Raw genomic sequence first — 25,088 nt, forward strand, 5'->3', positions numbered from 1 at the left:
TTTTATTGCTCTTCTTCGCGGCGCAAATGAGGGAACAAAATCACATCACGAATATTCGGCGCATCAGTGAGCAGCATTACTAGCCGGTCGATACCAATTCCGCAACCGCCGGTTGGAGGCATGCCGTACTCCAGTGCGCGAATAAAGTCGTGATCAAAGTACATGGCTTCTTCATTGCCCGCTTCCTTTTGCTCGACCTGCTTATGAAAGCGCTGTGCCTGGTCTTCAGCATCATTAAGCTCGGAAAAGCCATTGGCAATTTCACGGCCAGTGATGAAGAGTTCAAAGCGTTCGGTCACACCAGGGCGAGTATCGGATTCGCGAGCGAGGGGACTGACTTCAATCGGGTAGTCAATGATGTAGGTTGGCTCCCATAAATGATGTTCGGCCACCAATTCAAACAGAGCTAACTGCAAGGCGCCAATGCCCGCATTCTTTAGTGCTGGTGCATTAACATCCTCTCCGCCTTTTTTGAGTTCGGCGCGAATAAATTCAGCATCCTCGAGTTGCGCTGGGGTATAGCTCTTTTTAGATTCCGGGCCGTATTTTAGGATGGCCTCGGTAATGGTCAGGCGCTGAAATGGCTTGCTTAAGTCAAGTGGACGGCCTTGGTGGGTGAGGGTTGCAGTGCCTTGCGCATCAATCGCAGCAGCCCGAATCAAGCCTTCTGTGAAGTCCATCAACCATTTGTAATCGGTATACGCTGCATAAAACTCCATCATCGTAAATTCAGGGTTGTGGCGCGGACTGACACCCTCATTGCGGAAATTGCGATTGATTTCAAAAACGCGCTCAAAGCCGCCCACGACTAAACGCTTGAGGTAGAGCTCGGGTGCGATGCGCAAAAACATTTGCATATCGAGCGCATTGTGGTGGGTCATAAAAGGCTTTGCAGTTGCGCCACCCGGAATGGGGTGGAGCATGGGAGTCTCGACCTCCATGAAGTTGGCATCGAGCATATGGCGGCGTAAAGACGCAATGGCTTTACTGCGGGAGATAAAGGTCGCGCGGGTATCGGGGCTGACGATCAGGTCAACGTAGCGCTGGCGGTACTTGGTCTCTAAATCGGAGAGGCCGTGAAACTTATCGGGCAGGGGACGCAGCGATTTGCTGAGGAGTCGTAAGGTGCTGCACTCGACCGAGAGTTCACCCTTATTGGTTTTAAACAAGTGCCCCTCAGCTGCAATGAAGTCACCCATGTCCCAGTGCTTGAACGCATTGTGAATCTCAGCGCCGCTGATTTCATCGCTAATGTAAAACTGAATTTGCCCAGTGCGGTCTTGAATCGTCGCAAAACTGGCTTTACCCATCACGCGTTTCAGAACCATACGCCCAGCTACTTTGACCATCACCTTCTTGGCAGCCAATTCTTCTTTATTGAAGCCATCGTAGTGTGCATGCAGATCGGCTGCGTGGTGCGTCGGAACAAAGTCGTTCGGAAATGCAACGCCTTTAGCGCGCAGCTGCGCTAACTTTTCACGGCGCTCGGCGATGATGTGGTTTTCATCCACTGCTTCTGGCGCATTGTCTGGGGTTTGGGCTTTATCGTTCATGGGGTTTGAGCTAATCAGAGTAATTAAACGCCTTGCTTCAGGCTGGCTTCAATAAAAGCATCGAGATCGCCATCTAATACTTTTTGGGTATTGGAAATCTCAACGTTGGTGCGCAAATCTTTAATCCGGCTTTGATCTAAAACGTAGGATCGAATTTGATGGCCCCAACCCACATCGGTTTTATTGGCCTCTAATTTATCTTGCTCGACTCGGCGTTTTTGCATCTCGTGTTCATAGAGGCGTGACTTCAGCATGGTCATGGCCTCGGCTCGGTTGCGGTGCTGGCTACGATCATTTTGGCACTGGACCACAATGCCCGTTGGAATGTGCGTTAGTCGGACTGCAGAGTCGGTTTTATTGATGTGCTGACCACCAGCACCCGAGGCGCGGTAAGTATCGGTTCGAATGTCGGCTGGATTGACGTCAATCTCAATCGAATCATCAATTTCAGGGTAAACGTAGATGCTGGCAAAGGAGGTATGGCGACCGCCCGATGAGTCAAAGGGCGATTTACGTACTAGGCGATGCACTCCAGTCTCGGAGCGGAGGTGGCCGTAGGCATACTCCCCATCAATCTTGATGGTGGCGCTCTTAATGCCAGCAACATCGCCATCGGATTCTTCGAGGATCTCAGTTTTATAGCCTTTGCGTTCGCAGTACTTGAGGTACTGGCGAAACAGCATGCTCGCCCAGTCGCAAGCCTCAGTTCCGCCGGCGCCCGCCTGAATATCAATAAAGCAGTTGCACGGATCCATCTCATTGTGAAACATACGCCGAAACTCGAGGTCGGCAATCGTTTTGCTATATCCCTCGGTATCAAGCTCAATTGCACTTAAGGTCTCAAAATCACTTTCTTCTTTGGCCATCTCAAATAATTCGAGGGCGCCCGTGATGTTGGTATTGAGCTTGTTCAGGGTAGAGACGACCCCATCCAATAACTTTTTTTCTTTGCCGAGCGCTTGGGCCCGCTTTTGGTCATCCCAAATCGAGGGATCTTCGAGGATGGAATTGACTTCCGTTAGGCGACGTGACTTGACGTCGTAGTCAAAGATACCCCCGAAGTGCTTGCTCGCGTGTGAGCAGATCCTGAAGGGTATTGGAGATGAGGTTGAGTTGTTCGGCTTCCATGCTGCCGATTATAAAGTCAAGCTGCCTTTAGGCCTCTGTTCCGATTGATTCATCCAGGGCTTCAATCATGAGTTGTACCCGTGCTTGGCCGCCGAAGCGATCTGCAACCAAGCGGTAAGCCAAATGCACTCGTGCTGGCAGGGTTTGAGTATGGTTAAACCAGACCCCGCTGACCGGCTTTTCTCCCGGCGCACTGCCAGGCGGCTTCAGTTGCAGTCGTAGGTGTTTTTCTTTCATTAAGGCTTGGCTAATCACTTCAAATTCACCATAAAAGACCGGCTGTGGGAAGCCTTGGCCCCAGAGTTCTTCCGCCAATAGGTCGCCTATTTCTACAGTCAATTCATCGGGGCGCAGGCTGCCGTCATGAATGTATTGCCTAGCTAAGAGTCCGTCATCGAGTAATTCATCGGCAACCGCCTGAAAGCAGGCATCAAAGCGGGCAAAGCTCGCTTGATCAATCGTGAGGCCCGCTGCCATGGCATGACCACCAAATTTAAGAATGAGACCAGGCTCACGTTTAGAAACCAAATCCAATGCATCGCGCAGATGAAAGCCGCTGATCGATCGGCCTGATCCACGCAATTGCGACTGCACATCTTCGGTATCGGCTGGAGCGAATACGATGGCTGGGCGATTGAAGCGTTCCTTTAGGCGCGAGGCAACAATACCTACGACGCCTTGATGCCAGTTGGCATTCCACAGGCAGAGGGCAGAGCGGGCTGCTACAAGGCCATCCAACTGCTCTTCTGCTAAATGAGCCAAGGCCGCCTCTTGCATGCCGCCCTCAATCACCCGGCGTTCGCGGTTAATGCGATCGAGTTCTTGGGCGATGCGCAGAGCAACATCCACATCGTCTGCCAGCAGCAGCTGAATTCCTAAGGTCATATCGGCTAGGCGTCCGGCTGCGTTGAGCCTCGGGCCAATGGCAAACCCCAAATCGCCCGCCGTGGCTTTCCGAATATCGCGACCCGCGACATTAAATAAAGCAGCGATACCAGGCTGTCCAATGCCTTGGCGCATGCGTCGTAGACCGTTGGCAACCAAAATGCGGTTGTTGTAATCGAGCTGCGCAACATCAGCTACCGTTCCTAAGGCAACCAAGTCGAGCAGATTTTCAATCTTGGGTTGCGTATCTGTCGTAAACATTCCGCGCTGACGAAGTTCGGCACGCAAGGCAATCAGCAGATAAAACACCACACCAACGCCGGCCAGCGCTTTGCTGGGAAAACCACAACCCGTTTGGTTGGGGTTAACGATTGCTAGCGCACGGGGTATGCAATCACCTGGAAGGTGATGGTCTGTGACGATGACATCCATGCCTAATTCGCGGGCACGCTCGACACCCGCATCGCTGGCAATGCCGTTATCTACCGTAATCAAAATGGCAGGCTTGGGCGTTTGGGTGGCGGCAAGATCCACTACTTCGGGTGTGAGGCCGTAGCCCATCGTAAAGCGATTGGGGACTAAAAAATGAATATTCGTATTCGGTCCACCCAGTAAACGCAGGCCACGAACAGCAACGGCGCACGCGGTTGCTCCATCGCAGTCATAGTCGGCGACAACCAGCATTGGTTTATTTGCCGCAAGCGCATCGGCCAGAATGGTAGCAGTGGAAAGGCACTGGCTTAACTGGGTTGGGGAGATTAAATGCTTGAGCTCCAGAGCCAGCTCATCGGCGGTCGATACGCCGCGGGCAGCATAGAGTCTAGCCAGCAATGGGTGCAGTCCTCCCTTACTTAGGGCATCTGCCGCCTCAAGCGAAAAGTCGCGCTGCCGAAAGACGGAATCAATCATGCTGCTTTGGACCCCGTTAATTCTTGCCAGCTCAGTAATGTGGGTGCGCGCCAAAATGCCCAGGATCCTTTTTTGACATCGCTCTTTTGAATAGTGCATTTACGCAGCGCGCCGTTCGGAAAGTCAATCAGTTTGAGTTCGTCGAGCGATTCATTCAGCAAGGCGGATTGAAGTATTGGCCAAATGGCGGCCGGATCCTTCAGCCAGGCAAACCCACCGATCAGGGTATCGGCAGTGACTACGCCACTACAGGGAATAGTGAGGTGGCGGGCAATACCTTTTAAAACGGGATGGTCAGTAATGATGTAGCTTGCTGCTCTAATTTCATTCGGAGCCTGCAAATCATCGATAGAGCCGATGCCGCTGATCCAAATCGAATTAATGGCAGGCAGGCCACTGGCTTGGCGGGCCTCGTTAATCGGACTAATGTGCCACAGCATCTGAATTTCATTCTGCAATTTACGCCAAGCGCGCGCTTTACCGACTTCCGTGGTGTCACGCGGCAACCACCAATCAATATTGCGGCCGTGCGCTTGATCAACGGAGTGGGTTGCTAGGCTGACAAAGTGAGCTGGGTTGATAAACCAGTGGCATGGATCGGCAGCGATGATCTCGGCTTTGAATTCATCTTGAAATAGGGGCTTTGCTTCTTCCAGCAGGGCGGCTGACTCAGCGGCGGTGAGCGGAATGTGATCGGGGTGCATCAAGACCAAATGGTCGCGGGTGGCATGCAGGTGAATCGGCTGAATGCAGGCCAATACGGAATTGGAGTCAATGACTCCACCTTGAAGACCAAGCATTACAAATGGGGCCGCTGGCACACCATCGCCCAGCAAAAATCGCTCATGTGGCAAGCCCTGTGTGGGCACGGTCTGTAGGGAGTCAGCCACAGCATCATCACCAGACAGAAGGAGGGTAAATCGTCTTTTTGTTGTCATTCTTCTGATTTTAGGTGGCATTTACCCATTTCTCCAGCTAGGGCGTCACTATTCACTAAACTAAGGGTATGTTAAAGCTCCCCATCGAACTGGAAATTGGCCTGCGGTATACCCGCTCACGGCGCAGCAAAGCAGTGGGTAAGCGCGATGGCTTCCTGTCCTTTATCTCCGGGATATCGACTGCAGGCATCGCCCTTGGGGTTGCGGCCCTCATCGTCGTGCTATCGGTGATGAATGGTTTCCAGAAAGAAGTGCGCGATCGCATGCTTTCAGTGCTCTCCCATATTGAAATTACCGCTCCAGATGGTTTGCCGGATTGGCAAGCACTTTCAGCGAAAGTAGCCAGCCAGCCTCATGTGCTGGGTGTGGCACCGATGGTGAGCTCCCAGGGTTTACTCAGCCGCGGTGAAATTATGCGCGGCGTAGCGGTGCGCGGGGTATCCCCAGCGGAAGAGGGCGGCGTATCAGATTTGCCCAAGCAATTTGTGGCCGGTGACATTGCGGACCTGCGCCCCGGAAGTTTTGGTGTGGTGCTGGGAGCGCAGTTAGCCAATATGCTGGGTGTACGTTTAGGTGATCGCGTTAACTTGATTGTTCCCGAAGGCGATTTGACGCCAGCCGGGGTAATGCCGAGGATGCGCGCACTGAATGTGGTGGGCGTAGTCGATAGCGGCCATTATGAATACGATAGTTCCTTGGTCATCTTGCATTGGCAAGACGCAGCTGCTTTGCTGCGCTTACGCGATCCATCGGGCTTACGCGTGAAGGTCGATGACATGCAACGCGCCCCGCAAATTGCGAATCAATTGGCTAGTCTTGTGCCACAAGCGCTATGGGTAACCGACTGGTCACGCTCGAACCGCAATTGGTTTGCAGCAGTGCAGACTGAAAAGAAAATGATGTTCATTATTTTGACCCTGATTATTGCGGTCGCGGCATTTAATTTGGTGTCGACTTTAGTGATGACCGTCAATGAGAAGCAGGCGGACATTGCTATTTTGAGAACCATGGGCGCAAGTCCCGGCTTAATCCAGCGGATCTTTTTAATCCAGGGCTTGGCGATTGGTTTACTGGGTTCACTCGGTGGGGTTGGGCTGGGTTTACTAGTGGCACTCAACATCGATGTGATTGTGCCCACCATTGAAGCCATCTTCCGTGTGCAATTTTTACCGCGTGACATTTACTTTATTAGTCAGCTCCCATCCGATGTGCGCCTCAATGATGTGCTGACCGTGGGTTTGATGGCCTTCGGCCTATCTATTTTGGCCACCCTCTACCCCAGCCGCCGTGCGGCCAAAGTACAGCCTGCGGAGGCATTGCGTTATGAGTGATCACGCATTGGTTTTGAGTGCACGTGGTCTTGCCAAGACGTATGGCAAAGGCACTACCGCGGTTGAGGTATTGAAGGCGATTGATTTAGATGTAGCGCAGTCGGAGAAGGTGGCGATTGTGGGCTCATCTGGCTCTGGCAAAAGTACGCTATTGCATTTATTGGGCGGTTTAGATGCGCCAAGTGCAGGGCAAGTCACTTTGGCGGGATCTGACTTAAGTCGCCTCAGCGTTTCAGCCTTGGATCGCTTGCGTAATCAGTATCTCGGCTTTATTTATCAGTTTCATCACCTCTTAGATGAATTCACGGCGGCGGAGAACGTTGCGTTGCCCCTGCGTATCCGAGGCTTAAGCAAAGCCGAATCGCTGGAGCGAGCGCATGCGATGTTGATGGCCGTCGGACTACAAAAGCGGGTCATGCATACACCAGGTGAACTCTCTGGCGGCGAGCGCCAACGCGTTGCTGTAGCCCGCGCCTTAGTTGGTAACCCGGCCTGCGTTTTAGCGGACGAACCCACCGGCAATTTGGATACTGAAACCGCCGATAGCGTATTTGATTTGATGCTGGATGTTGCCAAAGAGCAGGGCACTGCCTTTGTGATCGTGACTCACGATCCTATAAGGGCGCGCCGCTGCGATCGCATCTTACGCTTGGACCATGGCAGCTTAAATCCGATTCCTATCGAGGCGAACTAAGGCATGTGGCTTGATACCCACTGCCATCTCGACGCCCCCGAATTCGTATCCCATTTAGGCGGAGTCATTGAGGCTGCCGCAAACAATCAGGTGCAAGGCATATTGCTGCCGGCAGTGAAGTCCAGCGATGCTGCAAATATCCGTACCCTAGTAGCCCAGTATGCACAGAAAATGCCGGGCCTCGTTTATACCCTCGGTATTCATCCGCTGTATGTCGAGCAGTCGACGCAAGCCGATCTTGATTTACTCGCTAGCGAAGTTAAGGATGCGCTGCACGACCCCCGCTTTGTTGGCATCGGTGAAATTGGTTTGGACTACTTTGTTGAAGGACTTGACCGTACCCGTCAGGCTTATTTTTTTGAGCAGCAATTGGATTTAGCGCAGGCGCATGACTTGCCAGTAGTCATGCACGTTCGTCGCTCGCAAGATGCGATCTTAAAGGCTTTGCGTCAGCGCAGTATCCGCAGTGGAATCGCCCATGCATTTAATGGCAGCATGCAGCAAGCAGAGCAATTTATTCAGCTGGGATTTAAGTTGGGCTTTGGTGGTGCCGCAACCTATACCCGCGCATTGCAAATTCGGCGCCTTGTTATGCAATTACCACTCAGTAGTTTAGTGACAGAAACCGACGCGCCCGATATACCACCGGCATGGTTGCGTGACGAAGGAATAGCCCACAACGCACCGCAATTTGTTTCACGCATTGGCACAGAACTTGCCGAATTACGGCAGATGGACGTCGCTGCTTTTGCTGCGGCAACCTGGAGTAACGCGCTGACCGCGCTGCCGCGTTGGTCGGCAACCCTCAATCCACTTAACAGTAAATAATCCTCTTGCGCTATGCAATTACGGCGTGGATCGCCGGGGGAGCGCTTCCCTTTTTGTTTTTAATACTGCCAGCCAATACGCTGCTTTTGGCTATTTCAGCATTGATAGTGACTGCATTGTTACTGCTCATTCCGGTCGCACCGCTGCGCAAAGTAGTCATCCTCTTGATGTGCGCACTTGCGGGTCTGGCATGGAGCCTGCATTTTGTTCAGCAGCGATTGCAATACGATTTTCCGAGAGAACTGGAAGGAGTCGATCTGCAGATTGAGGGGCGAGTGGATGGCTTGCCGCGCGGCGATCACCAAGGTGCGACTTTTGCTTTTGTGATTACAAACTACACGCGATTGCCGCGCGGGGTAAGCATTAATGTAGACAAACTGCCACGCCGGGTTTATCTAACCTGGTCATCTGCATGGCGTGAGTCAGAGCAGATACCAATAATTCAGCCGGGTCAGCAGTGGCGGTTACGGGTGAAGTTTAAGCGACCCCATGGCGTGATCAATCCCCATGGGTTCGATTTTGAGCAGTGGCTTTTTCATCAGGGCTATGGAGCGTACGGATCGATACGTTCAGGTACAAAGTTGGAGCAGGCAGCTCCATGGTCCTTTGCGCAATGGATCGAAAGCCATCGCTGGAATTTACGGGATAAGATTAAGCGCCTACTGCATGACAACAGACCCTATGCAGGAGTTTTGGTTGCTCTCGTGATGGGCGATCAAAATGCAATTGAACAGGTCGATTGGCGTGTCTTTAATGCAACTGGGATTGGGCACTTGATTTCGATATCGGGTCTTCATGTCACGATGCTGGCCGGAATGGGAGCACTACTGGCATCGCGCGTATGGCGCCGTGGCAGTTTGCCGCTGGCGATGCCAGTGCCGCGCGTCACAGCAGCAGCCGGTTTTATCACTGCCTTCATTTATGCCTGGATTGCGGGCTTTCAGATACCAGCGCAGCGGACTATGTATATGGTTGGAGTAGTGGCGATTGCGGTCTGGTCGGGCAGACTTCCGCGTGCCTTTGATATCTGGTGGTGGGCCTTGGCAGTGGTCTTGGTATTGGATCCCATGGCTGCTTATACCCCAGGCTTTTGGCTCTCGTTTGGCGCGGTTGCTGCCATTCTGTATGCGATGGGGGAATCCAGCGGATTAATTGGCATCCCCACCGGAAAAGAGCTTGAACTAAGTAGTCGAGAGCGATTGATTCAGGCTTTAAAAGAGGCTTGTCGCTTGCAGGCCGTTGTCACCTTAGCCTTAATTCCGTGCACGCTATATTGGTTCTACCAATTCTCGGTCGTGTCACCCTTAGCAAATGCGATTGCCATTCCGCTGGTGAGTTATGTTGTGACGCCGCTTGCCATGATTGGCGTTGTGATGCCGGATGCATTAGCGAGGCCGCTACTAATGTTGGCGCATACCGCGATGGAGTGGCTTGCAATGCTCTTAAAGTTAATGGCAGGCTGGGATTGGGCGGTGGCCTATTCACATCAGCCTAGCCTACTGCTGTTGGCTTTATCACTGATTGGTATCGCTATTGCCATTCGGCCAGGATTAATCCGCAAGACCATTCCATCGCGATTATTGGGTTGCGCCTTGTGCACCTGCTTATTTATTCCGCCAAAGACGGATTTAGCCTATGGTGAATTTCAGGCAACGGTACTCGATATTGGTCAGGGTACTGCAGTGCTGATCGAGACCCAATCAAAAAGACTGCTCTACGACACAGGCCTAATCCAAGGAAAGAAAGATGACGCGGGAGAGCGCATCATCTTGCCTTTTTTCAGGGGAGAGGGTATTCATCACATTGATCGTATGGTGATTAGTCACAGTGATAGCGATCACGTGGGCGGGGCCAAAACTCTATTGCGCGAGATTACCTTTGACTCAATGCTGGGCTCTTTGCCTGACCATAATCCATTGCTGCGGGCATTGCGTCAGAAAAGAGTTCCAGTCCTTCCATGTCGATATGGGCAATCGTGGCGCTGGGATGGAGTCGACTTTTTAGTTTGGCATCCGCATGAGGAGATAAATTTTGATGCGAGCCACTATGGCGGTAAGCCCAATGAAATGAGTTGTGTCCTCGAGGTGCGCAATCGCAGCACTTCCTTTTGGCTAACCGGCGATGCCGAGCGCGAGGCGGAGGTGGCGCTGCTAGAGCGTTTACGCCATCAACCAATCCCAAGGCAAGGGCGTAGTGTCGTCTTTATGGCGCCGCACCACGGTAGTAAAACATCCTCCTCATTAGATTTGCTTAAGGCGATCAATCCAGATTCGGCCTTTGCACAAAATGGCTACCGCAATCGCTATAACCACCCGCACCCAACCGTACGTGCCCGGTATCAGGAGTTGGGTATTCCATTTTTACAAACTCCAAATACGGGCGCCCAGTTGTGGCGTTTCGGAAATACGCCTGGACAAAAAAATACGCCTACCCTGTTGCGTGAGGATAGGCGTCGTATTTGGCATGACCGAAGTACTCAGCCATAGCGCATAAAACCGAATCGTCTTAATGCTGCTTAAGTTCTTTATTCCAATTGCGATCTTGAAAGACGGAGCGGGGCGCATCGGGATCAAGCTCCTCGACGGGAATAAATTTCTGTCTGGAGCTCGACTTGCTCGGCTTCTTGGGCTGCTCTGCAGGCACTTCAGTGACCTTGGCGTCAACGGGAGTTTCTGTTGGTGATTTCATGTTGGTTAAAAATAGAATGGGTTCTAAAAAGTGCTTCTAAAGCGCCTTAGGCGTTTTAACTTCTGCGACGGTTGCAGTAGGTGCAGAGGTTTCCAGAGATGGCAACCAAAAAATAAGCAATCATGCCGATCGCAAAGATGGCGTAGTCACCGCTGCTAATAAAAACAACCAGACCAACCACGATCGTGACTGCGCTTAATACGCTGATTAAGGTTTTGGCAAACATGTGTTCATTCCCCTTTTGCGACAAAAATTATCATTCTCAATCTAGAGGTGTCAATAGCAGCTTGCTTAATGCCCTCGGATTGCCGTAAATCAATAGAAAAAGGATACTTTCGTATCCCATTGTTCTATATCACTAAATTTGGTTGCGGGGACAGGATTTGAACCTGTGACCTTCGGGTTATGAGCCCGACGAGCTGCCAGACTGCTCCACCCCGCGTCTGAGACTCTGATTCTAGCATTTTTAAGCCTTCTCTGTCGAGCTTTATTGCTGAATTGAGCTGTTTCACGCTGAATTTATCTTCTATTTCTCGGTCATTTAGACCCCCCTAAGGAGTAACATATTGCCGTGCAACACCAATTAAGGCAGTTTCATGTCCATTAGTAATCCCGAATACTCAAGCTCAACCCTGCTCAAGCCCGTTGACCTGCATAGCAGTGGCGATGGTGGTGAGCACAAGAAGGGTTTAGGCGTTCTCATGCTGGCTGCAATTGGCGTGGTTTTCGGTGATATTGGTACTAGTCCCTTGTATGCACTCAAAGAATGCTTTGATGCCGAGCATGGCATTGCCTTTAGCCCTGAGGCCCTTTATGGAGTGATCTCCATGATGATCTGGGCCTTGATTTTGGTAGTGACCTTTAAGTATGTCCTATTCGTGATGCGCGCCGATAACAAAGGTGAGGGCGGTGTTCTATCCCTCATGGCCCTGGCACTGCGTTCCGTTAAAAGCGGTACAAAAGAATATTTTGTGTTGATGATTCTGGGCATGTTAGGTGCCTGCATGCTGATCGGCGAGTCCGTCATTACTCCAGCGATCTCCGTATTGTCTGCAGTAGAGGGTATTGAAATTGCAACACCGGCATTAAAGCAATTCATTATTCCGATTGCCGTAGTCATTCTCTTTTGCCTCTTTGTAATCCAGAAATACGGCACGGCAATGGTGGGTAATTTATTCGGGCCCGTTACATTAATTTGGTTCTTGGCGATTGCCGCATTGGGTATTTGGAATATTAGTAACGCCCCCGAAATTGCCTTGGCGTTTAATCCAATGTACGCCATGCGCTTTATTACCGACCACCCCTTAACGGCTTACATCGTGATGGGCGCTGTAGTGCTGGTAGTGACTGGAGTAGAGGCGCTCTATTTAGATATGGGCCACTTTGGTCGTAACCCCGTGCGCTTCGCTTGGCTCTTGATTGTTCTGCCTAGTCTGCTGCTTAATTATTTAGGGCAGGGCGCCTTGGTGCTCTCCAACCCCGAAGCTATTCGCAATCCCTTTTACATGATGGTGCCAGAGTGGGCTCTTTGGCCGATGGTAGGGCTTGCTACCGCAGCAACTGTGATTGCATCCCAAGCCGTGATCTCTGGCACCTTTTCCTTGGTGAGTCAGGCCATCTCGCTGGGCTTTTTGCCCCGCATGAATATTCTGCACACTTCTGATTCCGAGCGCGGGCAGATTTACATCCCAGTAGTGAATTGGGCTTTGCTCGTGATGGTGATTGTGACCATTATCGAATTTGGTGAGTCGGTTAACTTGGCTGCAGCCTATGGCCTCTCCGTTACCTCAACCATGCTGATTACTACCATCTTGCTGTCGGTTGTGATGCGGCGCGAATGGCATATCAACCCCATTTTGATCGCTTTGTTGATTGTATTTTTCTTTGCGGTTGACTTGGCTTTCTGGACCGCCACGTTGATCAAGGTTAAAGATGGCGGCTGGTATCCCTTGCTGCTAGCACTGATCTGCTTTACCTGCCTAATTACTTGGTACAAAGGCCGCAAATTGCTTCGCGATAAGTTGATCAGCAATTCCATTCCGATGGAGGCGTTTGTTAGTAGTCTGCTGGCGCATCCACCGCACCGCGTAGAAGGAACTGCGATCTTCTTAACTGCGCACATTGATTATGTGCCGGTAGCCATGCTGCACAACTTGAAGCACAACCGTGTGATGCATGAGCGGATATTCTTCTTAAAGTTGAGTACGTGGGACGTGCCCTATGTGAATGATAGCGAGCGCATCACCATGCGCGATCTGGGAGGTCAGGTGTTCCTGGTGCGTGCGGTCTATGGCTTTAAAGAAACGCCGGATATCAATTCCATCCTAACCCTGCTGGAGAAACAAGAGAACCTCACCTTTGATTTGATGGACACCTCTTTCTTTATCTCGAAAGACACCATCATTCCATCGGCATCCCCCGGAATGGCGCTGTGGCAGGAAAGCCTCTTTTCATGGATGATGCAAAACGCGGCAAAGCCTTCGGACTTTTTCAAGATCCCAACCAATCGCTTGGTTGAATTGGGCGCAAAGGTCGAGATTTGATTCGCGCATCCTCTCTTCGCGCCTGTCTTTCTGTTGCGATGGCAATTGGCCTCGCACTTGGGGTGGGTGCCGCACGCGCAACGCCGGCACAAGAAGCAGAGCTCGACAAGTTAGACAAGATCGAGGCCGAGCTGAGCCTGCAGCGTGAGTGGGCAGATTACCGATGGAAAAAAGCATCTGCTGAGTGCTACCAAAAATATTTAGTGAATCGATGTCTGAGCCAAACGCGTGCTCAATATCGTAAAGAGATCGATCCGATTCGGGCGCAAGAGGTGGAGCTTAATACGGCGCAGCGCGAGTTACGTAAGCTTCTTAAGGATGAGCGCGACGCCAAGCGTAAAGCGGAAAAAGCCGATCCCGCCAAAGCAGCAGAGCGCGCCGAAAATGTCCGCGCCTTTGAAGAAAAACAACAGGATGCCGCTAAGCGGGCTGCAGACTTAGAGGAGCGACGCAAAGATGCCCCGCGTCGCGCACAAGAAAACAAAGCTGGTACGCAGTTACAGTAAAGAACACTATTTTGGCTAAAGCAAAAACCATTTATGTATGTACTGCTTGCGGTGGCAATACGCCCCGTTGGCAAGGCCAGTGTCCTGCCTGTCAGGCTTGGAACACGCTAGAAGAGAGCCTGTCGGAATCGACCTCGACCAATGCCCGCTTTCAGGGTTTGGCGCAAGCCGTACCCCGTCAAAAGTTATCGGCTATCAAGGCCGAGGATATGCCGCGATTGCCAACTGGCGTAGACGAGTTTGATCGCGTCCTTGGCGGTGGTTTAGTGCCGGGTGGTGTCGTACTCATCGGCGGGGATCCAGGCATTGGTAAATCGACACTATTGTTGCAAGCCTTAGCAGAAATGAGCGCTGCTGGGGTCTCCGTTTTATACAGCAGCGGCGAAGAATCGGCTGCGCAGATCGCGCTGCGCGCAAAACGCATTGCATTGGCTGCGCCACAGCTGGAAGTTCTTGCGGAAATCCAACTCGAAAAGTTATTGACCACCATTGATGCTGCTCATCCCCAGGTAGTGGTGGTGGATTCGATTCAGACGGTCTACTCCGATGCCTTAACCTCTGCGCCGGGCTCAGTTGCACAGGTGCGCGAGTGTGCTGCGCAGCTCACCCGCTACGCTAAATCCACTGGCATTTGCATGCTGATGGTGGGGCATGTGACCAAAGACGGTCATCTTGCTGGTCCGCGGGTGCTCGAGCACATTGTTGATACGGTGCTGTATTTTGAGGGCGATACCCACTCGTCGTTTCGTTTGGTACGCTCGATTAAAAATCGCTTTGGCGCAGTCAACGAGCTTGGTGTATTTGCCATGACCGAAAAAGGCCTCAAGGGCGTTTCTAATCCATCGGCCATCTTTTTATCGCAGCATGCGGAGATGGTGCCGGGCGCTTGTGTGCTCGTTACACAAGAAGGTAGCCGTCCCTTATTGGTTGAAATCCAAGCTTTAGTAGATACGGCCCACATTCCCAATCCAAGGCGCTTAGCAGTGGGCCTCGAGCAGCATCGCCTCGCTATGCTGCTGGCAGTATTGCATCGCCACGCTGGCATAGCCTGCTTTGATCAGGATGTGTTTCTCAATGCCGTTGGTGGCGTGAAGATCTCTGAGCCAGCGGCTGACTTAGCTGTCCTCCTGGCAATTCAATCGTCGATTCGGAATCGCGCCTTACCAAAGGAGTTGATCGTATTTGGTGAGGTGGGTTTGGCGGGAGAAATTCGTCCTTGCCCGCGTGGCCAAGAGCGTCTCAAAGAGGCTGCCAAACTTGGCTTTACGATTGCCATCATTCCCAAAGCCAATCTCCCCAAGAGCAAAATCCCCGGCTTGCGGGTGATTCCGGTAGAGCGCATTGATCAGGCTATTTCTGCTGCAAACGAACTCAGTTAGCAATATTGTTAGCACTATTGTCAGCGCTATTGATTAGCGCGCTTTAGCGCAAGTCTTCTGCTTGGATTAGTAAGACTTGCTCGTTCCCTGCAGAGACGTCCATCCAAATCACCGGAATCTGCGGGAAGGCTTTATGAAAGTGCTCCACTTCATTGCCAATTTCCAGTACCAGTGCACCGCGCTCGCTCAGGTAGTCCGGTGCATTGGCAATGATCTTTCGAATCAGGTCCATGCCATCTTCGCCGCCAGCTAAAGCAAGGGCTGGTTCAGCGTGGTATTCAGCGGGGAGATTGCGCATGCTGGCTGCATTGACGTAGGGCGGATTGCAGATGATCAAGTCAAAGCGGTTTTCATCATTGGGGTCGGGCAAGGGGCTCCAAAGATCGCCATGGAACAACTCAACGTGAGAACTCAGGCCGTGACGATCCAAGTTACGTGCCGCCACCGCTAATGCAGGCGCGCTGATATCGCACGCACTCACATGAATATCCGGACAGGACAGGGCTAGCAAGACGGCAAGGGAGCCATTACCAGTGCATAAATCAAGTGCACGACCATCGGCAGGTAACCATGGCTCCAGTGCGCCTTCTGTAATTAGCTCCGCAATCCACGAGCGGGGAACGATACTCTGTTCATTGCAATAGAAGGGCACGCCCATTAGCCATGCCTCTTCTAAAATGTAAGCTAATGGTTTGCGCGTTTGAATGCGCTTATTGGCCACTGCCAGGGCAGCGTCATAAAGACGGTGATCGAGTGGCGCCTGCAGTTGATCTAACGTATCGCTTGGACTGATCTGGAGTTGTTTACTAATAATCCACAACGCCTCACTTTGGGCGTCGATTGCGCCGTGCCCGTAGCTGAGTTTGGCCTGATCGAGGTGTTGCGCAAGCCGATCGATCGCTTGTTCTACGGTGGCGACGGTATTGCTCTGCGACTGAGGCTCTGGATCCATGGGTTTAGGCGATCAACTGCTCAAGTACGCGCTTGTAAATGTTCTTGAGCGGGACAATGTCCTCGGCGCAAACAGACTCATTCACTTTGTGGCTGGTTGCATTAATGGGCCCAAACTCAACCACTTGAGAACAAATCTTGGCAATAAAGCGGCCATCGCTCGTACCGCCAGTAGTAGAGAGCTCGGTAACAACACCGGTTTCATCTTGAATCGCCTTACGCAGCGCGCTCGCCAAGGCTTCATCTCCAGTAATGAAGGGACTGCCCCCCAAAACCCAATCAATTGAAAACGTCAGGCCAGCTTCGGTCAGAATCGACTCGACCCGCTGACGCAATTGCTCGGGCGTGCTCTCGGTTGAAAAGCGGAAATTAAAGTCGATGGTGAGTTCACCCGGAATGACGTTATTGGCGCCAGTACCTGCGTGAATATTCGAAATCTGAAAACTCGTCGGCTGAAAGTAACGATTGCCTTGATCCCATTCGGTGCTCACTAGCGCCTGAATAGCGGGTGCAGATAAATGAATGGGGTTCTCACCGAGGTGAGGGTAGGCAATATGGGCTTGGATGCCCTTGATGTGCAATTTGCCAGACAGGGAGCCGCGTCTGCCGTTCTTAATCATGTCACCCAATTGATTGACTGAGGTAGGTTCGCCAATGACGCAGTAGTCCAGCCGTTGGCCCCGCTCTTTAAGTCGTTCGCACATGACCACCGTGCCATCGTTGGCTGGGCCTTCTTCGTCGCTGGTAATTAAAAAAGCAATCGTTCCGGCGTGCTCCGGATTAGCGGTGATGAACTCCTCCGTTGCCACTACAAAACCGGCGAGGGAGGTTTTCATATCGGCCGCGCCGCGGCCATATAAATAATCGCCGCGGATGGTGGGGGTAAATGGATCGCTCTCCCACTTTTCCAACGGGCCAGTAGGAACCACATCGGTATGGCCAGCAAACATCAATACCTTGCCAGCATCACCTTGCGTGCCTTTTTTGATGGCCCACAGATTCGTTACCTGAAAATCACTAGGACCACCCACCACACTTTCCGTATGAAAGCCCAATTCCTTTAAGCGATCAGCGATCAAATCCTGACAGCCGCCATCGGCTGGTGTAACCGAGCGGCAGGCAATCAGGGCTTTGGTTAATTCAATCGCTGCGCTCATGATTAATCGCGCAAGAGTTCGTTAATGGCGGTTTTTGCTCGCGTTTGAGCATCGACTTTCTTGACGATGATGGCAGCGTAGAGGCTGTATTTGCCATCTGCGGAGGGGAGTGAGCCAGGCACCACTACAGAACCAGCAGGCACACGACCATAATGAATTTGACCGGTTTCGCGATCATAAATCTTGGTGCTTTGGCCAATAAAGACGCCCATCGACAGAACGCTGTTTTCTTCAATCACGACGCCCTCGACTACCTCGGAGCGTGCGCCAATGAAGCAGTTATCCTCAATGATGACGGGACCAGCCTGAATCGGCTCTAAAACACCGCCAATACCAACGCCGCCGGATAAATGCACGTTCTTGCCAATTTGAGCGCAGGAACCAACGGTTGCCCAGGTATCGACCATGGTGCCTTCACCGACATATGCGCCAATGTTGACGTAAGAGGGCATCAAAACGGCATTCTTACCAATAAAAGAGCCGCGGCGTGCGACAGCTGGAGGAACGACCCGAAAGCCACCCTCGATGAAATCCGCCTCAGTCCAGTTCTCAAACTTGCTGGGTACTTTGTCGTAAAACTGGGTAAAGCCACCGGCTGGCATGACCTTATTGTCTTCGAGGCGAAAGGACAGTAAAACCGCCTTTTTAACCCACTGGTTAACTTCCCATTGCCCAACGGAACGGCGCTCAGCAACGCGAATTCGACCCCGATTGAGGCCGTCTATGACAGCGCTTACGGCATTGCGGATTTCAGTGGAAATGTCCCCTGCAGAGAGGTTTGCTCGGTTGTCCCAGGCTTGTTCGATAACGCTTTGTGGTGATTGGCTCATGCTTTTTAGATAACTATCAGATTGTTAAGGGGTTTTAGCCCTAAATGGCGAAACATCATTATATCGGCGGGGAAAATTCCGGTGTAAAGCTTTGTGAACTTGCTATCATCCTAATCACGGAATTTACCCCTTTTTTCTTGAACCAGTCAGACTTTTTTACCCCGCAAAGCGCCCTGTGCAACTCAAATCAATCAAACTTTCTGGCTTTAAGTCATTCGTCGATCCAACCCATTTTGAGATGCCAGGCCAACTGATTGGTGTGGTTGGCCCCAATGGATGCGGAAAATCCAACATTATTGATGCCGTTCGCTGGGTTTTAGGCGAATCCAGAGCCAGCGAATTGCGCGGCGAATCGATGCAAGATGTGATTTTTAATGGATCTGGATTACGTAAGCCATCGGGCCGTGCCAGTGTCGAGTTACTGTTTGATAACGCCGATGGCCGCGCACACGGACAATGGAGCACGTTTGCAGAGCTTGCAGTAAAACGGGTACTCACCCGCGATGGCAACTCCAGCTATTACGTCAACAACCAAGTAGTGCGTCGTAAAGACATTCAGGATATTTTCCTGGGCACCGGCATGGGGCCACGCGGATACGCAATTATTGGTCAAGGTACGATTAACCGTATTTTGGAATCCAAGCCAGAAGAGCTGCGAGTATTTTTAGAAGAGGCTGCAGGCGTTTCCAAATACAAAGAGCGCCGCAAAGAAACTGCCTCGCGCCTTGAAGATACCCAAGAGAATTTAGTGCGCGTACAAGACATCTTGCGCGAGCTGGAAAAGCAACTCGAGCGCCTGGAGAGCCAGGCTACGGTAGCAGAGCGCCACAATCTATTGCAAGTGGAAATGAAATCACAGCAGCAATTGCTGTGGTTCGTGCGTCAAACTGAAGCAGGCAAAGAGCAAGAGCGCCATGCCAACGGTATCCGCGATACGCAAGTCCAGCTCGAAGAACAGACTGCCAAATTACGCCATGCCGAAGCTGAGCTCGAAGCAATGCGCACGCAGCAGTACGCCTTGCAAGATAAAGTATCCGAAGCACAAGGTGAGCTCTATCAAACGAATGCCGATGTCACTCAGGTTGAAGCGGAAATTCGGTATGTGCAGGAGGCGCGTTTGCGTCTACAACAGCAAACTCAGGATCTGCAGTCGCAATTGCAGCGTTGGACCGTTCAAGAAACCGACGCAGCGCAAGCACAGCGTTCTGCAGAGCAGGAGTTAAGCCTGGCCGCAGAACAGGAAAGCAATTTACAAATTGAACTTTTAAGCCTGCAAGAGCAGTTACCTGCGCGCGAAGAGGCATACCAAGCAGCTGTTACGCAGTTAAATACAACACGTGACAGTGTTGCTGCGATTGATCAACGCTTGGCAAGCCTCGGTGAGCGCGCTAAAGCCATTGCCTTGCAACTCGAGGAATCTGGGGCGCGTCAAGCGCGCTTAGAGGCCGAATTGTCTAGCATGCGCAAGCCTGATGCGACTGCCTTGCAGATGGCACTTGATCGTCAAGTGATGGCGCAGCGTAAGGTAGAAGAAACCAAAACCCGTGCGCTTGAAATGCAGCAACGTGTGCCAGCAGCCGATGAGGCGCGTAACCAAGCGCAGCAGCAAATACAGTCAGCCAATCAAGATTTAGCTCAAACCGAAGCTAAGCTTACCGCCCTAACCGCGCTGCAAGCCAGTGTGCAGGCACAAGGCAAGATCGGGCCATGGTTGGAAAGTAAAGGCCTTAAGGAAAGCAAGCGTTTATGGCAAGACCTCAAGGTCGAGAGTGGTTGGGAAACTGCCCTTGAGTCGGTTTTGCGTGAACGTCTTGCTGCGGTCACGGGTAAAAATGCAGAAGAGGCGGTTGCTTTAGCGAAAGACGCACCGCCGAGTCGCCTAGCCATTTTATTGGCTGACGAATTGCCTGCATCGCAGATCAATGCACCCGCGGACTTCACCTTATTACTGTCGCGTATTCAGAGTGCGGGCGCGCCACGCGTCATGCAAGTATTACAAGAGTGGCTCGGCGCTGTCTTTATTGCTAATAACCTAGAGGATGCACTTCACCGCCGGGACAAGTTGCCGGTAGGCGCAACCTTAGTAACCCAAGAAGGTCATTTAGTTAGCCGGGTAGGCGTACAGCTCTATGCTGCCGATTCAGAGCAATCGGGTATGTTGGCCCGCGCTCAAGAAATGGAGAGCCTGGAGAAGCAGTTAAAGGCGCAGCGTTTAATTCAGAGCGAGTTGCAAGGTGAGCTTGATCAGTGCGCCGCCAATTACCAAGCGGCTCACCAAGCAGCCGAGCAGTCGCGCATCAATGCCGAACATGCAGTGCAGGAAGCCCATGGCTTTGAAGTAGAGCAGATGCAGCTCACGCAAGCTGAAGAGCAATACAGTCAGCGCGCTGCGCAAATTCAGTCGGAGATGGCTGAAATTAGCGGGCAGCAGCAGCAGTTCAACAGCAATGGCGCGCAGTCGCAATCTGAGTTAGATCAGGCGCAGGCCGACAAAGAGCGGTTGCATCTTGAATTAGAGAGTGCGCAAGCGAATCTAGCGCGCACCAGTGAAGAGCGCGAGACGTTGCGCACGAACTTGCGTACTGCGGAGATGGCGGCTCAAGAAGCAGCCTTTGCTACCCGTTCATTACAGCAGCGCATTGCCGATTTGCAGCGGGATCAAAGCACAGCACGCGACCAAATCATCGAGATTCAGGATAAATATGCTGCCAGCGAGCAAGAGCTTGCCGGTCTCAGCGATGAGGCAGCCCAAGAGAAGTTGCAAGGACTACTAGTGGTGCGTGCCGAGCGCGAAGCAGCCTTAGCGAATGCCCGCACTGAACAAGATGCATTGCTGCACCAGTTGCGTGAAGCGGATGAGGGGCGACTCTTAATTGAGCGCAGCTTGCAGCCGATGCGCGACAAAGTGATGGATCTGCAATTGCGTGAGCAAGCTGCTCGTCTTAACTTCGAACAGTTTGCGACCTTGCTTGCCGATGCAGAAGCAGATCTCACTAGCCTCGAAACCCGTTTCAGTAGTGACCTCAAGGTTGGGCATTTGCAAAGTGAAGTCAATCGCTTAAATAGTGAAATTCAGTCGCTGGGCCCAGTCAATATGGCCGCACTCGATGAGCTAGCCAGCTCACGTGAGCGCAAATCATTCCTGGATGCGCAATCAGCCGACTTGAATGAGGCGATGCAAACCTTAACCGACGCAATTGCGAAGATTGATGCAGAGACCCGTGATTTATTGCAGGGCACCTTCGATCAGGTCAATGGCCATTTTGGACGCCTCTTCCCTGAGCTGTTTGGCGGCGGTCACGCTGAGCTCGTGATGACCGGCGAAGAAATCTTGGATTCAGGCGTGCAAGTGATGGCACAACCACCGGGCAAGAAAAATAGCTCGATTTACTTACTTTCGGGCGGGGAAAAGGCCTTAACTGCGATTGCCCTAGTGTTCTCTTTATTCTTGCTGAACCCAGCACCATTTTGCTTGCTTGATGAGGTTGATGCGCCGCTGGATGATGCCAACACATTGCGCTATGCAGAGATGGTTGCTAGGATGTCTGCTAAGACCCAGTTTGTTTTCATCTCGCATAATAAGATCACCATGGAAATTGCCCACCAATTGATTGGCGTCACCATGCAGGAGCAGGGTGTATCGCGCATTGTGGCAGTGGATATTTCATCTGCGGTATCCATGGTCGAGGCCGCCTAAATGGGATTAGAGCAAATCGCAGCCAAGCTGGGTTTGTCGGAATTGCAATTTGCCTTAGGCCTCATTGGCATTTTGCTTTTAGTCTTGGTGGCAATCTTGAATTTGCGAAGTGCACGCGCCAAGCGCCAGGCGCACACCCAAATTGAGCCTGGATTTGCTGATGCGTCTGGACAAAACTACGCCGGCGATCGGGTAGAGCCTGGATTTTCTGAGCCCATGAATGCGGCTCCTGCCGAAACACTTCGGTTTGCAATCGACCCGCGGATTGATTGTGTGATTACCTTGCGCTTTGAAAGCCCCATTAAGGGAAGTGAAATTATCAGTGAGGTCGCAGATTGGCCGCGCTTTGGGGCACATTGGATATACGAGGGCTTGCGAGCGGATGATCATGAGGGTGAGTGGGAGCCAATTGAAATGGACGCCCATTACGCCGAACTGCAACTCGCAATACAGCTGGCCAGCCGCAAGGGTCCGATCGGGGTGCTGGAGCTCTCGGATTTTTGTTCCCGCAGCCAGGCTTTAGCCGACGTATTGGGCGCACAGATTGATATGCCCAGCGTCAGCACCATGATGGAGAACGCCAAGGAGCTGGATGCGATTGCGGCAGAAAGCGATATTCAGCTCAGCATTAATGTGGCTTTTGATGGCAAAGCAAAAACGCGCGCTGAATTGGATGCGCTGATGCTTGAGCGTCATTTTGTTTTATCTAGCAATAATCGGTCCTATGTGTTTTATTCCAACAACCAAGTCTTGTTTGTGAGTAATGGCTTGGATCCAAATCAGCCCATTACCGGAATCTCACTGTTATTAGAGGTTCCTTTAGTGGCGCAGGAGCAAATGGGATTTGAGCGCATGCTGGCCGAAGGTGTGGCTGTGGCTGAGTCGATGCAGGGTCGTATAGTTGATGACAATGGCGTTAACCTGACCGAGAATGCCGTGATCGCGATTCGCCAACACCTGGATGGTCTATATAGCCGCTTGGAGCAAAGCGGTATCGCAGCTGGCTCAGCGACTGCTGCGCGCTTATTTAATTAGGGATAGGGCATGCCGCATTCGGATCCGATGCAGTCAGCGGAGCGATACGCTTGGCTCCAATCCGAGCTGGCACGTTTAGATCACGCTTACTATGTGCTTGATACTCCCTTATTACCCGATAGTGAATACGACCGTCTGTATCGCGAGTTAATTGCGCTCGAGCAAGCCCATCCCGATTGGGTGACGCCAGACTCGCTATCGCAACGCGTCGGCGGCACCGCATTAAAAGAGTTCATGAGCGTGAAGCACGCCGTACCCATGCTCTCCCTCAATAATGCCTTTGATGATGCAGAGGTAATCAATTTTGATCGTCGCTGCCGTGAGGGATTACAACATACCCAGGTTATTTATGCCGGTGAGTTGAAGTTTGATGGCCTAGCCATTTCCCTGCGGTATGAAAATGGCCTATTAGTGCAAGCGGCAACGCGCGGCGATGGCAGTAGCGGTGAAGACGTTACGGCCAATATTAAAACCATCCGAGCAATACCTCTTCGCCTTCAAGGCAACGCTATACCAGCAGTCCTTGAGGTTCGTGGCGAGGTCTTTATGTACTTGGCTGATTTTGCCAAGATGAACCAAGAGGCAGCCCGCCTGGGTGAAAAAGAATTCGCTAATCCACGCAATGCTGCTGCAGGAAGCCTGCGTCAACTGGACTCGAAAATTACCGCAAAACGGCCTTTATCCTTTTTTGCCTATGGCGTGGGTGCATGTGAGCCACAAAGTTGGTTACCAAAATCCCACAGCGCATTACTTGATCAATACCTCAGCCTGGGTTTACCAGTGTGTGCGGAACGCAAAGTTCTGTCATCGGTGGACGATATCCTAAGCTTCTATCAGGAGATCGGTAGCAAGCGCGATCGTTTGCCCTATGACATTGATGGCGTTGTCTATAAAGTCAATGCATTTGCAGAACAAGCCGAGCTTGGCTTTGTTTCGAGGGCGCCGCGCTTTGCCCTAGCTCATAAGTATCCAGCCCAAGAAGCGCTCACAACCGTATTAGGTATCGATGTTCAAGTGGGACGTACTGGCGCCATTACGCCTGTTGCCCGCTTATCCCCAGTCGAGGTGGGCGGCGTCACCGTGACCAATGCCACGCTCCACAATGAAGATGAAGTGAAGCGTAAAGATGTACGCATTGGTGATACCGTAGTGGTGCGGCGTGCGGGCGATGTGATACCCGAAGTGGTGTCGGTGGTGCTGGAGCGTCGACCGAATGACACTAAGGCATTTGAGATGCCAAGCCGCTGCCCGGTATGCGACTCGCACATTGAGCGCGTAGCAGATGAAGCCATTGCCCGCTGCAGTGGTGGCTTATTTTGCGGCGCGCAGCGCAAACAGGCCTTAGTCCATTTTGCGCATCGCCGTGCCATGGATATTGAGGGTCTTGGAGAAAAGATTGTCGATCAGCTCGTAGACAATAATCTGGTTCGTACTCCAGCCGATTTATACCGCTTGGGATTTACGGCAGTGGCCAACCTAGAGCGCATGGGTGAGAAGTCGGCGGATAATTTAATTGAGGCGATTAATCAATCGCGAAGCACGACCTTGGCCCGCTTCATCTTTGCCTTAGGCATTCGCCATGTAGGCGAAACAACCGCAAAAGATTTAGCCAATCACTATCAAAATATGCATGCCCTCATGGACGCCACAGGCGAAGACCTGCTCACGGTTCGGGATGTTGGTCCCGTTGTGGCAGATTCAATCACGGGCTTCATGCAAGAACCCCATAACCGTGAGGTAATCGAGCAGTTGCTGGCATCGGGCATGGTACTCAGCGTTGAAGAAAAAAAGGTCAGCGCAGCCGTAGCAGGTAAAACATTTGTACTCACGGGCACGCTGCCTACCTTATCGCGGGATGAAGCAAAAGAGCGACTTGAGCGCGCCGGTGCCAAAGTAGTAGGCTCTGTTTCTAAAAAAACCGATTATGTTGTGGCAGGCGATGACGCGGGCAGCAAACTCACCAAAGCAGAAGAGCTTGGTGTAGCTGTGATTGACGAAGCAGCGATGCTGAGCTTGCTTGCGCAAGATTGAGATAG

19 protein-coding genes and 1 tRNA gene are annotated in these 25,088 nt (G+C 51.9%); 10 read left to right on the forward strand and 10 right to left on the reverse strand.

Annotated features, from left to right (window positions below; all coding sequences use genetic code 11):
• Positions 1-2: 2 nt before the first annotated feature.
• The 4 genes from lysS to Q8M75_RS06275 form a co-directional block, all read right to left on the reverse strand.
• Positions 3-1,553 carry a lysine--tRNA ligase gene (gene lysS, locus Q8M75_RS06260; RefSeq protein WP_305487454.1) on the reverse strand — a complete coding sequence of 517 codons (1,551 nt, stop codon included), beginning with the start codon at positions 1,551-1,553 and terminating at the stop codon, positions 3-5.
• A 23-nt stretch (positions 1,554-1,576) separates the two neighbouring features.
• A protein-coding gene (gene prfB / locus Q8M75_RS06265; protein ID WP_305487455.1) for a peptide chain release factor 2 occupies positions 1,577-2,681 on the reverse strand; the annotation gives its coding sequence in 2 pieces (ribosomal slippage) (positions 1,577-2,599 and positions 2,601-2,681; 1,104 coding nt in all).
• A gap of 27 nt (positions 2,682-2,708) precedes the next feature.
• The gene (gene recJ, locus Q8M75_RS06270) at positions 2,709-4,475 is read right to left on the reverse strand and encodes a single-stranded-DNA-specific exonuclease RecJ (protein ID WP_305487457.1); all 1,767 of its coding nucleotides are present in this window, start codon (positions 4,473-4,475) and stop codon (positions 2,709-2,711) included.
• Positions 4,472-5,413 (reverse strand): hypothetical protein, encoded by a 942-nt coding sequence (locus tag Q8M75_RS06275; RefSeq protein ID WP_305487459.1) that lies wholly within the window; start codon positions 5,411-5,413, stop codon positions 4,472-4,474. Before Q8M75_RS06275 ends, recJ begins: the two co-directional genes overlap by 4 nt.
• 68 nt (positions 5,414-5,481) lie before the next feature.
• On the opposite strand from Q8M75_RS06275, the gene Q8M75_RS06280 reads away from it, so the two are divergent.
• The 4 genes from Q8M75_RS06280 to Q8M75_RS06295 are packed head-to-tail and all read left to right on the forward strand — an operon-like array spanning position 5,482 to position 10,752.
• A complete protein-coding gene (locus tag Q8M75_RS06280; protein ID WP_305487462.1) occupies positions 5,482-6,744 on the forward strand; it encodes a lipoprotein-releasing ABC transporter permease subunit in 1,263 nt (420 codons plus the stop codon).
• Entirely contained in the window at positions 6,737-7,438 is a 702-nt protein-coding gene (locus tag Q8M75_RS06285) for an ABC transporter ATP-binding protein (protein WP_305487465.1), read from the forward strand. The genes Q8M75_RS06280 and Q8M75_RS06285 overlap by 8 nt, the downstream gene beginning before the upstream one ends.
• Before the next feature lie 3 nt (positions 7,439-7,441).
• Positions 7,442-8,266, forward strand: a complete 825-nt coding sequence (locus Q8M75_RS06290) for a TatD family hydrolase (RefSeq protein WP_305487467.1) — start codon at positions 7,442-7,444, stop codon at positions 8,264-8,266.
• Between the two features lie 5 nt (positions 8,267-8,271).
• Entirely contained in the window at positions 8,272-10,752 is a 2,481-nt protein-coding gene (locus tag Q8M75_RS06295; protein ID WP_305487470.1) for a DNA internalization-related competence protein ComEC/Rec2, read from the forward strand.
• Positions 10,753-10,771: 19 nt separating this feature from the next.
• Here Q8M75_RS06295 and Q8M75_RS06300 read toward each other — a convergent pair whose 3' ends face one another.
• The 3 genes from Q8M75_RS06300 to Q8M75_RS06310 all read right to left on the reverse strand — a co-directional run bounded on the left by Q8M75_RS06300 (position 10,772) and on the right by Q8M75_RS06310 (position 11,396).
• Entirely contained in the window at positions 10,772-10,954 is a 183-nt protein-coding gene (locus tag Q8M75_RS06300; protein ID WP_108469342.1) for a hypothetical protein, read from the reverse strand.
• Between the two features lie 55 nt (positions 10,955-11,009).
• Entirely contained in the window at positions 11,010-11,180 is a 171-nt protein-coding gene (locus Q8M75_RS06305; protein ID WP_305487473.1) for a hypothetical protein, read from the reverse strand.
• A gap of 139 nt (positions 11,181-11,319) precedes the next feature.
• Positions 11,320-11,396, reverse strand: a tRNA-Met gene (locus tag Q8M75_RS06310).
• A 154-nt stretch (positions 11,397-11,550) separates the two neighbouring features.
• Between Q8M75_RS06310 and Q8M75_RS06315 the strand changes: the two genes are divergently transcribed.
• The 3 genes from Q8M75_RS06315 to radA are packed head-to-tail and all read left to right on the forward strand — an operon-like array spanning position 11,551 to position 15,382.
• Positions 11,551-13,497 (forward strand): potassium transporter Kup, encoded by a 1,947-nt coding sequence (locus Q8M75_RS06315; RefSeq protein WP_371131756.1) that lies wholly within the window; start codon positions 11,551-11,553, stop codon positions 13,495-13,497.
• Positions 13,494-14,003, forward strand: coding sequence for a hypothetical protein (locus Q8M75_RS06320; protein ID WP_305487474.1), 510 nt, complete (start codon positions 13,494-13,496; stop codon positions 14,001-14,003). Before Q8M75_RS06315 ends, Q8M75_RS06320 begins: the two co-directional genes overlap by 4 nt.
• Positions 14,004-14,014: 11 nt before the next feature.
• Complete coding sequence (radA, locus tag Q8M75_RS06325) at positions 14,015-15,382, forward strand: DNA repair protein RadA (RefSeq protein ID WP_305487475.1); 1,368 nt, start codon at positions 14,015-14,017, stop codon at positions 15,380-15,382.
• 43 nt (positions 15,383-15,425) lie between these two features.
• Here radA and prmB read toward each other — a convergent pair whose 3' ends face one another.
• From prmB to dapD, 3 genes are read right to left on the reverse strand one after another with little or no spacing between them, the layout of a single operon-like run.
• Positions 15,426-16,334, reverse strand: a complete 909-nt coding sequence (gene prmB / locus Q8M75_RS06330; protein WP_305487477.1) for a 50S ribosomal protein L3 N(5)-glutamine methyltransferase — start codon at positions 16,332-16,334, stop codon at positions 15,426-15,428.
• A gap of 4 nt (positions 16,335-16,338) precedes the next feature.
• Entirely contained in the window at positions 16,339-17,490 is a 1,152-nt protein-coding gene (gene dapE / locus Q8M75_RS06335) for a succinyl-diaminopimelate desuccinylase (protein ID WP_305487479.1), read from the reverse strand.
• A 2-nt stretch (positions 17,491-17,492) separates the two neighbouring features.
• Complete coding sequence (dapD, locus tag Q8M75_RS06340; protein ID WP_305487482.1) at positions 17,493-18,320, reverse strand: 2,3,4,5-tetrahydropyridine-2,6-dicarboxylate N-succinyltransferase; 828 nt, start codon at positions 18,318-18,320, stop codon at positions 17,493-17,495.
• A 175-nt stretch (positions 18,321-18,495) separates the two neighbouring features.
• Here dapD and smc point away from each other — a divergent pair, with 175 nt between their 5' ends.
• From smc to ligA, 3 genes are read left to right on the forward strand one after another with little or no spacing between them, the layout of a single operon-like run.
• Positions 18,496-22,017, forward strand: coding sequence for a chromosome segregation protein SMC (gene smc, locus Q8M75_RS06345; RefSeq protein WP_305487484.1), 3,522 nt, complete (start codon positions 18,496-18,498; stop codon positions 22,015-22,017).
• Complete coding sequence (locus Q8M75_RS06350) at positions 22,018-23,052, forward strand: cell division protein ZipA C-terminal FtsZ-binding domain-containing protein (RefSeq protein WP_305487486.1); 1,035 nt, start codon at positions 22,018-22,020, stop codon at positions 23,050-23,052. It abuts the gene before it with no gap.
• A 9-nt stretch (positions 23,053-23,061) separates the two neighbouring features.
• Positions 23,062-25,083: an NAD-dependent DNA ligase LigA gene (ligA, locus tag Q8M75_RS06355; protein ID WP_305487488.1), complete on the forward strand. Its 2,022-nt coding sequence runs from the start codon at positions 23,062-23,064 to the stop codon at positions 25,081-25,083.
• The last annotated feature ends 5 nt before the right edge of the window (positions 25,084-25,088 follow it).

The sequence above is a fragment of the Polynucleobacter sp. genome, from assembly GCF_030693775.1.
Lineage (GTDB): Bacteria > Pseudomonadota > Gammaproteobacteria > Burkholderiales > Burkholderiaceae > Polynucleobacter.